Source organism: Brevundimonas sp. KM4, from assembly GCF_000964075.1.
Classification (GTDB): Bacteria; Pseudomonadota; Alphaproteobacteria; order Caulobacterales; family Caulobacteraceae; genus Brevundimonas; species Brevundimonas huaxiensis.
Genome location: NZ_JZRG01000025.1, coordinates 14,171 through 26,543 on the forward strand (window position 1 = coordinate 14,171; position 12,373 = coordinate 26,543).

The following is a 12,373-nucleotide window of genomic DNA, read 5'->3' on the forward strand; positions in this document are numbered from 1 at the left end:
CGGGAAGGGAAGAGCACAATGGCTAAGAAAAGCGCCGTAAACCGCAACGAAGCCGTCAAGGCCCTGGTTGCGAAGTATGCCGCGAAGCGGGCCGCCCTGAAGGCGACCGCCAACGACGAAAACCTGCCGCTGGAGGAGCGCTTCGAGGCGCGCCTGCAACTGGCCGCCCTGCCGCGCAACTCCGCGCCGAGCCGCATTCGCAACCGCTGCGAAGTGACGGGTCGTCCGCGGGCGTTCTACCGCAAGCTCAAGATGAGCCGTATTGCGCTGCGTGAACTGGGCAACCTGGGCCAGATTCCCGGCCTGACGAAGTCCAGCTGGTAAGGGGAGCGAACAGACATGATGATCAACGATCCCCTGAGCGACATGATCGCTCGCATCAAGAACGCGGCGACCCGCAAGCGTTCCAAGGTGCTGACCCCGGCCTCCCGTCTGCGCCAGCGCGTCCTCGACGTGCTGCAGGACGAAGGCTACATCCGCGGCTACAACCTGGTTCAGAACCCGGGTGAGTTTCCGCAGTTCGAGATCGAGCTGAAGTACTTCGACGGTCAGCCCGTCATCGCTGAGATCGCGCGCGTGTCCAAGCCGGGCCGCCGCGTCTATTCGGCGATCGGCGATCTGAAGCCCGTCAAGAACGGCCTCGGCATCTCGATCCTCTCGACTTCGAAGGGCGTCATGTCCGACGCTTCCGCCCGCGACGCTAACGTCGGCGGCGAAGTCCTCTGCAGGGTCTACTGATATGTCCCGTATTGGCAAGAAAACCATCGCCGTGCCGAAGGGCGTGACTGTCACGCTCGACGGCCAGAACATCACCGTCAAGGGACCCAAGGGCGAACGCGCCTGGACCGTCGCCGACGAGATCGAAGTCAAGCAGGAAGGCGACGAGGTGTCGCTGACCCCGCGTTCGGACACGCCTCGCGCTCGCGCGATGTGGGGTCTGTCGCGCACCCTGGTCGACAACATGGTCACGGGCGTCACCTCGGGCTTCGAGAAGTCGCTGGAGCTGGTCGGCGTGGGTTACCGCGCCGCGATGAAGGGCGACGCCCTGTCGCTGCAACTCGGCTTCTCGCACGAAGTCGACATCGCTCCGCCGTCGGGCGTCAGCTTCGCCGTGCCGAAGCAGACCGAGATCAAGATCTCGGGCGCTGACAAGCAAGCCGTCGGTCAGATCGCCGCGGTCATCCGCAAGCTGCGTCCGCCGGAGCCCTATAAGGGCAAGGGCGTCCGTTATGCGGGCGAGACCGTCCGTCGCAAGGAAGGCAAGAAGAAGTAAGTCATGGCTCTTTCTCTTCGACAACAAGCCAAGCGTCGCTCGGAGCGCACGCGTCGCCGCCTGAAGGCTGTCGCCAACGGTCGTCTGCGCCTGTCGGTCTACCGTTCGGACAAGAACATCTCGGCCCAGATCATCGACGACGCCCAGGGCGTGACCGTCGTGGCTGCCTCGTCGCTGGAAGGCGGCAAGGGCAAGCGCGGTTCGGACACGGCTGCGGCCGCCGCGATCGGCAAGCTGATCGCCGAACGTGCCATCGAGAAGGGCGTCAAGGACGTCGTCTTCGACCGTGGCGAGTACATCTATCATGGACGGGTGAAGGCGCTGGCGGAAGCCGCGCGTGAAGCCGGCCTGAACTTCTAAGGGACGCGACAGATGGCGCAACAACCCCAACGCGGCGGCGGCGGCAACGATCGCAACCGTCGTGACAACCGCAACGGTCCCGCTGTCGATGGTCCGGATTCCGACATCGTCGAGAAGCTGGTTCACATCAACCGCGTCGCCGCCACCGTCAAAGGCGGCCGTCGCTTCAGCTTCGCAGCCCTGATGGTCGTCGGCGACGGCAAGGGTCGCGTCGGCTTCGGTCACGGCAAGGCGCGCGAAGTGCCGGAAGCCATCCGCAAGGCGACCGAAGAAGCCAAGAAGACGATGATCCGCGTTCCGCTGCGCGAGAACCGCACCCTGCACCACGACGGCAACGGCCGTTGGGGCGCCGGCAAGATCATGATGCGGGCCGCCCCTCCCGGGACCGGCGTCATCGCGGGCGGTCCGATGCGCGCCGTGCTCGAAACCCTCGGCGTCCAGGACGTCGTGGGCAAGTCGACCGGTTCGTCGAACCCCTACAACATGATCCGCGCGACGTTCGAAGCGCTGAAGGTCCAGTCCTCGCCCCGCCAGGTCGCGTCCAAGCGCGGCAAGAAGGTCGCGGATCTGATGGGCCGCCGCAACGACGGCGCCTCGGCGCCCGAAGCCGTGGAGTCCTAAGTCATGGCTGAGAAGAAAACCCTCACCGTCAAGCAGACCGGTTCGCCGATCCGCCGCAAGAGCGACCAGCGCGCCACTCTGGTGGGCCTGGGTCTGAACCGCCTGGGTCGTGAATCGACCCTGGAAGACACGCCTTCGGTTCGCGGGATGATCGCCAAGGTCGCCCACCTGACCGAGATCGTCGAGAAGTAAGCCGTTTCGCCCTCTCCCGAACCCGGGGGAGGGCGTTTCTGCACTTGCGAATACCCGAGGGGTCGCTTATCAGCGGCCCTTCATTTTTTCCAAGCCGAGTCCGGACAATGTCCGGGCGCTAGCACCCGAAAGGATCAGGCACATGAAACTGAACGAAATCCGCGACAACGAAGGCGCCCACAAGAAGCGCATGCGCGTCGGCCGTGGCCCCGGATCGGGCAAGGGCAAGACCGCCGGCCGTGGCGTCAAGGGTCAGAAGTCGCGTTCGGGCGTCGCCATCGGCGGGTTCGAAGGCGGCCAAATGCCGCTGTACATGCGCATGCCCAAGCGCGGCTTCAACAACGCCAATGCTCTGAAGCTGGCTGAAGTGAACCTGTGGCGCCTGCAAGACGCCGTCGACGCCGGCAAGCTGGACGCCAAGTCGGAACTGAAGGGCGACGCCCTGGTCGCCGCCGGCGTGATCCGTCGCGTCAAGGACGGCGTGCGTCTGCTGGGCACCGGCGAGCTGAAGCAAGCGCTGAACCTGGTCGTCTGGTCGGCCACCGCCGGCGCCAAGAAGGCCATCGAAGCGGCTGGCGGCTCGGTCGTCGAGCAACGCATCGAAGCCGAAGCCAAGGCCGCCGCGCGCGTCGAGAAGCGCAACGCCGCCAAGGGCAAGGCTCCGGCCGCCAAGGCGCCGCGCGGCGACGAGAACAAGATCTCGGCCCGCACCAAGCGCACCGCCGCCAAAGCCTAAGTCACGCGTCGTCGCGGCGATTAGGTCGTGACCTGATTACATCTGCGACGACGAAAGAACGGAAGCGGCCCTCGCATGAGGGCCGCTTTCCGCCTATCTGACGACTCAATCAGTCGTGGGGACGCATAATGGCTTCGGCCGCAGAACAACTCGCCGCCAATATGAACATGGGCTCGTTCGCGAAAGCGACCGAGCTGCATAAACGCCTGCTGTTCACGCTGGGCGCGCTTCTGGTCTATCGCATCGGCACCTATGTGCCGATCCCGGGCATCAACTCGCAGGCCTTCCTGCAGTTCTTCCAAAACCCGGACGGTCAGCGCGGCATCCTGGACATGTTCAACATGTTCTCGGGCGGCGCGGTCGAGCGTATGGCCATCTTCGCCCTGAACGTGATGCCCTACATCTCGGCCTCGATCATCGTGCAGCTGATGGGCACGGTGTATCCGCCCTGGGAGAAGCTGAAGAAGGAAGGCGGCGAAAGCGGCCGCAAGCAGCTGAACCAGTACACCCGTTATCTGACGGTGTTCCTGGCGCTGGCCCAGTCCTTCGGCATCGCGGCGGGTCTGAACAGCACGGCCGGTCTGGTCGACAACCCCGGCATCTTCTTCATCATCTCGACGGTCGTGACCCTGACCGGCGGCACCATGTTCCTGATGTGGCTGGGAGAGCAGGTGACGGCGCGCGGCGTCGGCAACGGCATCTCGCTGATCATCTTCGCCGGTATCGTGGCCGTTCTGCCGTCCACCATCGCCCGCCTGCTGGGCCTGGCCCAGCAGGGCCAGATGTCGGCCTTCGCCCTGCTGTTCATCGCCATCCTGGCCGTGGCCACCGTGGTCTTCATCGTCTTCATGGAACGCGCCCAGCGCCGTCTTCTGATCCAGTATCCGAAGCGCCAGGAAGGCAACCGCATGGCGGGCGGCGAGCGTTCGTTCCTGCCGCTGAAGGTCAACACCGCCGGCGTGATCCCGCCGATCTTCGCCTCGTCGCTGCTGATGCTGCCGACGACGGTTGCGACCATGACGGCCAACGCCGACCTGCCCAGCTGGATGAGCTGGCTGCCGCTGGTGACGGCGCAGCTGACGCACGGCCAGCCGCTGTTCATGGCGCTGTATGCCGCCCTGATCGTCTTCTTCTGCTTCTTCTACACCTCGATCACCTTCAATCCCGAAGACACGGCCGAGAACCTGCGCAAATACGGCGGCTTCCTGCCGGGGATCCGTCCGGGCAAGCGCACGGCGGAATATCTGGACTATGTCCTGACCCGCCTGACCGTGATCGGCGCCGCCTACATCACCGCAGTCTGCCTGCTGCCCGAGTTCATCGTCAGCCAGTTCGGCAACAGCCTGTATTTTGGCGGAACGTCTATCTTGATCGTCGTCTCGGTCACCATGGACACTGTGGCCCAGATCCAGTCCCAACTGCTGGCGCACCAGTACGAAGGCCTGATCAAGAAGGCCAAGCTGCGTGGTCGTGGCGGTCGCGGCGCTCCCACGCCCGTCCGCCGCTAAGTCTTAGGTTGTCAGACGCCCAGGGGAGGGCTGAAGCATGAACTTGATCCTGTTCGGACCGCCGGCGGCGGGCAAGGGCACCCAGGCCAAGCGGCTGGTGGAAGAGAAGGGCATGGTCCAGCTTTCCACCGGCGACATGCTGCGCGCGGCGATCGCCTCGGGCTCGGAGCTGGGGCTCAAGGTCAAGGACGTGCTGGCGCGCGGCGATCTGGTCACCGACGAGATCGTCATCGCCCTGATCGAGGATCGCCTGACGGAGGCCGAGGCCGCCGGCGGCGCCATCTTCGACGGCTTCCCCCGCACCGTGGCCCAGGCCGAGGCGCTGGACGAGATGCTGGCCAAGCGTGGTGTTCAGATCGACGCCGTCGTCCGCCTGAAGGTGGACGACACCGCCCTGACCGAACGGATCGCCAAGCGCTTCGCCGAACAGGGCCGTCCGGACGACAATCCGGAGTCCTTCAAGGTCCGGCTCGAGGCCTACAACCGCAACACCGCGCCGCTGCTTCCCTACTACGAAGCCCAGGGCAAGCTGACCGAAGCCGACGGCATGGGCTCGATCGAGTCCGTTGCCAAGGCGATCGACGAGGCCTTGGCCTGATTTGCGTTTTCGGGCGTTGATCGCCTGATGACTGAATTAGACGACCCCAAACCTGAGAAGACCCGTCTGCGTCGATGGCGCATGGCGGGCATATTCGTCGCCGTTGCGGTCGCCGAAATCGGCTTGTTTCTGTTGCTGGGGCAGGTGAGGGGGCCGACGCAGACGCCTGTGGTTGAGCCGCCGCCGTTCGAGGTCGTGCTCTACGATCCGCCGCCGCCCATTTCCAACGAACCCCCGGCGCCCAAGACCGGCGGCGGCGCACCCGCTGCGCCATCCGTCATTCACACGCCGCCGCCTCCGCCCAAGGAACGCCCGCGCGAAGTTCCCGCACCGCCTGTCAAGGCGCCGGAACCCGCGCCCGTCGTCGGGGTCGCGCCGGCGCCGTCGCCGCAACCCGGCTTCGGCCAGGGCGGGCAGGGGACAGGCAGCGGATCCGGCGTCGGCTCTGGATCCGGCCCCGGCAGCGGCTCGACCGGACCGCGTCTGGTCACCGGTCCCACCATCGGCCAGATTCGCGCCAATCACCCGCCGGGCGCCCGCAGCCGTTACGGCCGGGTCGAACTGTCCTGCGTCATTCGCCAGGACAGTAGGCTGGACGGTTGCCGCGTCGTTCAAGAGACACCCCCCGGCCTGGGCTTCGGCGCGGCCGGCTTGCAGGTGTCCGGCTATTTCCGCTTCCAGCCGCCGACCGAAGACGGTCGACCGGTCGAGGGCCAACGGGTCACCGTCGGCGTCGATTTCGGCCGCCCGCCACGCTGAAGCGGCGCCGTGCGGGAGCGGATGTTGACGCCCGGTGAATCATCTGTATAAGGGCGCCTTCCCGCGAAGGGCGCCACGCTCCTGGTTTGTTAACCGGAGCGTTTGTTGCGTCTGAATAACGCGTATCTGGAGAATTTCGTGGCCCGTATTGCTGGCGTCAACATCCCGACCAACAAGCGCGTAGAGATCGCGCTTCAGTATATCCATGGCATCGGCCCGGCCGCCGCCAAGGACATCACCGAAAAGGTGGGCATCGAGCCCGCCCGCCGGGTGAACCAGCTGACGGACGCCGAAGTCCTGTCGATCCGCGAAACGATCGACAAGGATCACACCGTCGAGGGCGACCTGCGCCGCGAGACGTCGATGAACATCAAGCGTCTGATGGATCTGGCCTGCTATCGCGGCCTGCGTCACCGCAAGGGCTTGCCGGTCCGCGGTCAGCGCACCCACACGAACGCCCGCACCCGCAAGGGTCCCGCCAAGCCGATCGCCGGCAAGAAGAAGTAAGACAGACACATGGCCAAGGAACCGGGTCGCGTAAAGAAGCGCGAGCGCAAGAACATCACCTCGGGCGTCGCCCACGTGAATGCTTCGTTCAACAACACCATGATCACGATCACCGATGCCCAGGGCAACGCGATCTCGTGGTCTTCGGCGGGTCACATGGGCTTCAAGGGTTCGCGTAAGTCGACTCCTTACGCCGCTCAGATGGCTGCGGAAGACGCTGGCAAGAAGGCCCAGGAACACGGCGTGAAGACGCTGGAAGTGAACGTTTCGGGTCCGGGCTCCGGCCGTGAATCGGCCCTGCGCGCGCTGCAGTCGGTCGGTCTGACGATCACGACGATCCGCGACGTCACCCCGATGCCGCACAATGGTTGCCGTCCGCCCAAGCGTCGTCGCGTCTAAGCGATAGCGTTTTAAGGCACCCCCAATCTCCGTCCGCTCCATCATGGCCTCGTCGACAAGGCCGGAGCAGGCGAAACCCGTTCGAGGGACAAAATGATCGAAAGAAACTGGCAAGAGCTGATCCGTCCCGAGAAGCCGCAGATCGAGACCGGTTCCGATGCCCAGCGCAAGGCGCGCCTGGTCGCCGAACCCCTCGAGCGTGGCTTCGGCGTGACGCTCGGCAACGCGCTTCGTCGCGTTCTGCTGTCCTCGCTGCAAGGCGCGGCCGTCACGGCCATCCAGATCGACGGCGTGGTCCATGAGTTCTCGTCGCTGGAAGGCGTGCGCGAAGACGTGGTCGACATCGTCCTGAACATCAAGCAACTGGCGCTGCGCATGCACGCCGAAGGCCCCAAGCGCATGACGCTGCGCGCCACGGGCCCCGGTCCGGTGACGGCCGGTCAGATCGACGTGCCAGCGGACATCGAGGTTCTGAACCCCGATCACGTCATCTGCACGCTGGACGACGGCGCATCGGTGCGCATGGAACTGACCGTCCAGAACGGCAAGGGCTATGTCGCCGCCGAGCTGAACCGTCCGGAAGATGCGCCGATCGGCCTGATCGCCGTCGACGCCCTGTATTCGCCGGTCAAGAAGGTGGCTTACCGCGTCGAGCCGACCCGTCAGGGCCAGTCGCTGGACTACGACAAGCTGCTGCTGGAAGTCGAAACCAACGGTGCGGTCACGCCGGTTGACGCCGTGGCCTACGCCGCGCGCATCCTGCAGGACCAGCTCCAGATCTTCATCACCTTCGAAGAGCCCAAAAAGGCTGTCGAGCAGTCGGACGGCAAGCCCGACCTGCCCTTCAACCCGGCGCTGCTGAAGAAGGTAGACGAGCTGGAACTGTCGGTTCGTTCGGCCAACTGCCTGAAGAACGACAACATCGTCTACATCGGCGACCTGATCCAGAAGACCGAGGGCGAAATGCTTCGCACCCCGAACTTCGGCCGCAAGTCGTTGAACGAGATCAAGGAAGTTCTCACGACGATGGGCCTCAGCCTCGGCATGGACGTGCCGAATTGGCCGCCCGAAAACATCGAAGATCTGGCCAAGAAGTTCGACGACCAGATCTAAGTTCAACCCTCCGCCCGTCTCCTTCGGGAGAATGTCGGGGCGGTTAGAAGATTACGGTTCCAGGTCCCTGTCGGGATACCGGTTCCGGAGTAGGAGAGACCCAGATGCGCCACGGCGCCGCCCATCGTAAACTCGGTCGCACGACCAGCCACCGCACCGCCATGTTCGCCAACATGGCCGCCTCGCTGATCAAGCACGAGCAGATCACCACGACCCTGCCCAAGGCGAAGGAACTGCGTCCCTTCGTCGAGAAGCTGGTCACCCTCGCCAAGAAGGGCGACCTGCACGCGCGTCGTCAGGCCATCAGCCAGGTTCGCGACGTGCCGCAAGTCGGCAAGCTGTTCGAAACGCTGGGCCCGCGCTACAGCGAGCGTAACGGCGGCTATATCCGCATCATGAAGGCCGGCTTCCGCCACGGCGACAACGCCCCGATGGCCGTCATCGAGTTCGTCGACCGCGACGTCGAAGCCAAGGGCAAGGACTCCGGTCCGGTCTTGGCCTTCGAAGGCAACGACGAAGACTAAGATTTGGTCGTGTGACCAAACGCCGGAAGGGCGGTCGGAGCGATCCGACCGCCCTTTTGCTTTGCGTGTAACCGGACATGAGGGGTGAATGACCGTCGCCATCGTCGATTTCCGTCCCGATCACGCCGCCGCCTGGGCGCGGTTGAACACCGCCTGGCTGGTCGAGGGCGGCTTCGCGATCGAGGCCAAGGATCGGCTGGCGATCAGTGATCCGCAGGGCGTGTTCCTAAACAAGGGCGGGCGCATCTTTATCGCGGAGAAGGATAGGGAGCCCGTGGGCTGCTGCGCCATGGTCTCGACCGATGACGGCGTGGAGGTCTGCAAGATGACCGTCACGCCCGCCGCGCGCGGCCTGGGTCTGGCGCGACGCCTGCTGGACGCCTGCGAAGCCGTGGCGCGAGAAACGGGCGCTGTACGCCTCTATCTGGAAACCAACAGCGCCCTGAAGCCCGCGATCGCCTTGTATGAAAGCGCCGGCTTCGTTCACCTGCCGCCACAGCCCACGCCCTATGCGCGCGCCGACGTCTTCATGGAGAAACGGCTTTAACCGCCCCAGGATGCGGCGGTGGACGCCTTCCGCGACTGGCTGGTCGCGGAAGGCGCGCAAAGTCCATTGCCGCCTATTCCTTCGACAGGTCCTGGCGGTTGAACCAGGCGACGGCGGCGGCGAAGGGGATGCCGATCCAGAGGGCCAGGCTGAGGATGCCCTTGAGTACGGCGTGATCCGGCAGTTCGGTCGCCGCCATGCCGCCCGCGATGGCGGCCTTCAGCAGGTCGGTGGCCACGCCGGGTGACAGCAGAGGCAAAAGCCAGCCGTCCGGCGTCACGCCCATCGGCAGCAGCAGTTGGGGCAGGAAGAACTGGGCCACGCCGATCACCAGCGGCGCGAACAGGGCCGCCAGCAACGAGCGCGTCACCACGGCCGCCAGGAGGCCGAGCATGGTGAACTGCAGGATGCGCGCCCAGCAGGTCAGGGTCAGAAGGCCGAAGTCCGCCGCCGTTGCGCCGGTCATCGAGAAGGTGAGCGGGCGGCCGAACACCGCCGCCTGGATCACGCTGGCGATCACGTCGGAGATCAGGGCGGCGAAGGTCGCCAGCACGATCACCAGACCCACGACCGCGACCTTGCCGGTCAGCAGGTTCGGCCGAGTGTTGCGCGCGCTGATCAGCCGCCAAGTCTCCCAGCGATAGTCGCCGGCGTAGATGGTCGCCGCGCCGATCAGGACGAACATCAGGATGGCCGGATTGGCGAAGTCGCCCGCGCTCTTGACCAAGGTCATACCCAGATCGAGCGGGCCGCCCTTCATCATGTCCGGCGGCAGCTTGCCCGCCAGTTTCGCCTCATTGGCCTTGGCGACCACGAAGCCCAGGGTGGCGAGGATTATGCCCATGATCGGGATGAACAGCACGCTCCAGAACAGGGCGGTGCGGTTCTTGGACAGGCGGTAGGTTTCGGAACGGATCGCGTCAGCCAGCACGGTTTTGCTCCTGCACGCCGGTCCAGCCGGTTTCGCTCATGAAGACGTCTTCCAGGTCCGCGCCGATCCAGCGGGCCTCTTCGATATCGACGCCGCCATCGACCAGAGCCTTAATGGCGGCGGCGGCCTCGGCGCGAGGCACGGCGGCCACGATCGCGTCGCCCTCAAGCGTCGCACGGTCGCCCAGCACGGACATGGCCTTGGCCAGAGGCGTGACCGACAGGCGCAGCCGCTCGCCCGAGGCGGTCAGGTCGGAGACGCGGCCTTCGGTGATCACCTTGCCCTTGTTGAAGATGGCGACGCGGTCGCAGACGCGCTGGACCTCCTGAAGCTGGTGGCTGGCCAGGATGACGGTCACGCCGTCGTGGTCGGCCAGGCTGCGGATCAGGGCGCGCATCTCCTGGATGCCGGGCGGATCCATGCCGCTGGTCGGTTCATCCAGAATGACGAGGTCCGGCTTGGTCATCAGGGCGGCGGCGACGCCCAGACGTTGCAGCATGCCGACCGAAAAGCCCTTCACGCGGCGATTGGCGGCCTCGGTCAGGCCGACGCGTTGCAGCCAGTCAGCGATCTCGGCCGAGGACACGCCGCCGTGGGCGCGGGCCAGCCATTCCAGCACCTGGCGGGCGGTCATAAAGGGCGGAAAGCGCGGCGTCTCGATCATCGACCCCATGCGCCGCATCGAGGCCGGATCGCCGATCCGACCGCCCATCACCACAGCGTCGCCCTCGGTCGGCCGAATCAGACCCAGCAGGGTGCGAAACAGCGTCGATTTGCCCGCCCCATTGGGACCCAGAATGCCGTAGACCCCGCCGCGCGGGATCGACAAGGTCAGGCCGTCCAAGGCCTTTACCGTCCCGTAGGTCTTGGTCAGGCCGCGAATGTCGATGACGGTTTCCATACGCCAAGCTTGGCGAGTGAACGCCGGTCGCACAAGCCGTCGCGTGGCTGTCGTCCATTAAGTTTAGGCAATGGTCCAGTGTCCCCTTGGAGTAAGCTCATGTCTCGTTTCGTCGCCGCCAGCCTGGCCGTGGCCGCCGCCTTCGCCGTCGCGTCCTGCGCCGGGGCCCCGCAATCCGCCCGCACATCGCCGGTTGTCGAGCAGGCCGCGCAGACGATCCGTCCCGATCTGGTCATCCTGGTGTCGATCGACGGCTTCTCGCCGGATTATCTGGGCAAGGGGCAGACGCCTGTGCTGGATGGCTTGGTCGCCGGCGGCGCGTTCGGACCGATGCGGCCGTCGTTCCCCAGCGTGACCTTCCCCAACCACTATACGCTGGTGACGGGCCTGCACCCGGACCATCACGGGGTGGTCGGCAACCGGTTCACCGACGCGCAACTGGGCGCCTTCACCATGGCCAGCAAGGAAAGCGGCTTCTGGGATCAGGGCGAGCCGATCTGGGTCACGGCCGAAAAGGCGGGCTTGCGTACCGGCACCATGTTCTGGCCGGGATCGGAGGTCGAGATCCAAGGCGTGCGGCCCAGCCAGTGGGCGCCGTTCGACCAGGGAATGCCGGGCGATGCGCGCGTGGATCGTCTGCTGTCGTGGCTGGACCTGCCGGTGGCTCAGCGACCGAAGCTGGAGACGCTGTATTTCGACATCGTCGACACCGCCGGTCATCGCAACGGCCCCGATGCGGCCGAGACGCGCGCCGCCGCCTCATCGGTCGACGCCTCGATGGGACGGTTGATCGAGGGGCTGAAGGCGAGAGGGCTTTATGATCGCACGATGCTGGTCGTGGTGTCGGATCACGGCATGGCCGCGACCTCGCCGGAGCGGGTCGTGTGGATCGACGACATCATCGATCCGGCGGCGCTGAAGATCGGCTATGGCGGGGCGGTCCTGACCGCCGATCCGGCGCCGGGTCGCGAGGCAGAGGTGCAGCAGAAGCTGGTCGGGCGCCATCCCCATATGGAATGCTGGAATAAGGCCGATGTGCCGGCGCGGCTGGTCTATGGCTCCAACCCGCGCGTGGCGCAGATCGTCTGTCTGGTCGAAACCGGCTGGCTGACGGCGACGCGGGATCGGCCGGTGACGCGGGCGGGGGGCGCCCACGGTTATGACAATCAGGCGCCGGAGATGGCGGCGATCTTCATCGCCCATGGGCCGGGCGTGGTCGCCGGGCGTCGGCTGACCGATCTGGACAGTGTCGATGTGCAGCCCTTCCTGGCGCGGATGCTCGGGATTGCGGCGCCGGCCGGCGACGGGCGGGCGCAAGACACCTTGCCCGTCACCATGCCCTGATGGGGTGATTGGCGAGCCGACGATTTGAGCGCACACTGGTCGCCAGAGGAAGAGGGGCGA

18 protein-coding genes are annotated in these 12,373 nt (G+C 65.7%); 16 read left to right on the top strand and 2 right to left on the bottom strand.

The window, feature by feature from the left end; translation table 11 throughout:
• The first annotated feature begins 18 nt into the window (after positions 1–18).
• From rpsN to VH88_RS13370, 15 genes are all read left to right on the top strand, one after another.
• Complete coding sequence (gene rpsN / locus VH88_RS13300) at positions 19–324, top strand: 30S ribosomal protein S14 (RefSeq protein WP_017506048.1); 306 nt, start codon at positions 19–21, stop codon at positions 322–324.
• 15 nt (positions 325–339) lie between these two features.
• Positions 340–738 carry a 30S ribosomal protein S8 gene (gene rpsH / locus VH88_RS13305; RefSeq protein ID WP_008262310.1) on the top strand — a complete coding sequence of 133 codons (399 nt, stop codon included), beginning with the start codon at positions 340–342 and terminating at the stop codon, positions 736–738.
• A gap of 1 nt (position 739) precedes the next feature.
• Complete coding sequence (rplF, locus tag VH88_RS13310; protein WP_039248561.1) at positions 740–1,273, top strand: 50S ribosomal protein L6; 534 nt, start codon at positions 740–742, stop codon at positions 1,271–1,273.
• 3 nt (positions 1,274–1,276) lie between these two features.
• Positions 1,277–1,633: a 50S ribosomal protein L18 gene (gene rplR / locus VH88_RS13315; protein WP_008259637.1), complete on the top strand. Its 357-nt coding sequence runs from the start codon at positions 1,277–1,279 to the stop codon at positions 1,631–1,633.
• Positions 1,634–1,645: 12 nt separating this feature from the next.
• Complete coding sequence (gene rpsE / locus VH88_RS13320) at positions 1,646–2,254, top strand: 30S ribosomal protein S5 (protein ID WP_017506046.1); 609 nt, start codon at positions 1,646–1,648, stop codon at positions 2,252–2,254.
• Between the two features lie 3 nt (positions 2,255–2,257).
• Positions 2,258–2,446 carry a 50S ribosomal protein L30 gene (gene rpmD, locus VH88_RS13325; RefSeq protein ID WP_017506045.1) on the top strand — a complete coding sequence of 63 codons (189 nt, stop codon included), beginning with the start codon at positions 2,258–2,260 and terminating at the stop codon, positions 2,444–2,446.
• A 142-nt stretch (positions 2,447–2,588) separates the two neighbouring features.
• Positions 2,589–3,182, top strand: coding sequence for a 50S ribosomal protein L15 (gene rplO / locus VH88_RS13330; protein ID WP_017506044.1), 594 nt, complete (start codon positions 2,589–2,591; stop codon positions 3,180–3,182).
• 128 nt (positions 3,183–3,310) lie between these two features.
• On the top strand, positions 3,311–4,690 hold the full coding sequence (gene secY, locus VH88_RS13335) for a preprotein translocase subunit SecY (protein WP_017506043.1): 1,380 nt from the start codon (positions 3,311–3,313) through the stop codon (positions 4,688–4,690).
• A 37-nt stretch (positions 4,691–4,727) separates the two neighbouring features.
• Complete coding sequence (locus tag VH88_RS13340) at positions 4,728–5,288, top strand: adenylate kinase (protein ID WP_045811679.1); 561 nt, start codon at positions 4,728–4,730, stop codon at positions 5,286–5,288.
• A 27-nt stretch (positions 5,289–5,315) separates the two neighbouring features.
• Positions 5,316–6,047, top strand: coding sequence for an energy transducer TonB (locus tag VH88_RS13345; RefSeq protein WP_045811680.1), 732 nt, complete (start codon positions 5,316–5,318; stop codon positions 6,045–6,047).
• Positions 6,048–6,185: 138 nt separating this feature from the next.
• On the top strand, positions 6,186–6,554 hold the full coding sequence (rpsM, locus tag VH88_RS13350; protein ID WP_026108555.1) for a 30S ribosomal protein S13: 369 nt from the start codon (positions 6,186–6,188) through the stop codon (positions 6,552–6,554).
• A gap of 9 nt (positions 6,555–6,563) precedes the next feature.
• Positions 6,564–6,953 (top strand): 30S ribosomal protein S11, encoded by a 390-nt coding sequence (gene rpsK / locus VH88_RS13355; RefSeq protein WP_013268944.1) that lies wholly within the window; start codon positions 6,564–6,566, stop codon positions 6,951–6,953.
• Between the two features lie 93 nt (positions 6,954–7,046).
• A complete protein-coding gene (locus tag VH88_RS13360; RefSeq protein WP_039248576.1) occupies positions 7,047–8,066 on the top strand; it encodes a DNA-directed RNA polymerase subunit alpha in 1,020 nt (339 codons plus the stop codon).
• Positions 8,067–8,170: 104 nt separating this feature from the next.
• The gene (gene rplQ, locus VH88_RS13365) at positions 8,171–8,590 is read left to right on the top strand and encodes a 50S ribosomal protein L17 (RefSeq protein ID WP_017506039.1); all 420 of its coding nucleotides are present in this window, start codon (positions 8,171–8,173) and stop codon (positions 8,588–8,590) included.
• Positions 8,591–8,678: 88 nt separating this feature from the next.
• Positions 8,679–9,137 (top strand): GNAT family N-acetyltransferase, encoded by a 459-nt coding sequence (locus tag VH88_RS13370; RefSeq protein ID WP_045811681.1) that lies wholly within the window; start codon positions 8,679–8,681, stop codon positions 9,135–9,137.
• Between the two features lie 73 nt (positions 9,138–9,210).
• Here VH88_RS13370 and VH88_RS13375 read toward each other — a convergent pair whose 3' ends face one another.
• Together VH88_RS13375 and VH88_RS13380 are read right to left on the bottom strand one after the other, a co-directional pair.
• A complete protein-coding gene (locus VH88_RS13375; protein WP_045811682.1) occupies positions 9,211–10,068 on the bottom strand; it encodes an ABC transporter permease subunit in 858 nt (285 codons plus the stop codon).
• Entirely contained in the window at positions 10,058–10,969 is a 912-nt protein-coding gene (locus VH88_RS13380; RefSeq protein WP_045811683.1) for an ABC transporter ATP-binding protein, read from the bottom strand. The genes VH88_RS13375 and VH88_RS13380 overlap by 11 nt, the downstream gene beginning before the upstream one ends.
• Positions 10,970–11,068: 99 nt before the next feature.
• On the opposite strand from VH88_RS13380, the gene VH88_RS13385 reads away from it, so the two are divergent.
• Positions 11,069–12,313, top strand: coding sequence for an ectonucleotide pyrophosphatase/phosphodiesterase (locus tag VH88_RS13385; protein WP_045811684.1), 1,245 nt, complete (start codon positions 11,069–11,071; stop codon positions 12,311–12,313).
• The last annotated feature ends 60 nt before the right edge of the window (positions 12,314–12,373 follow it).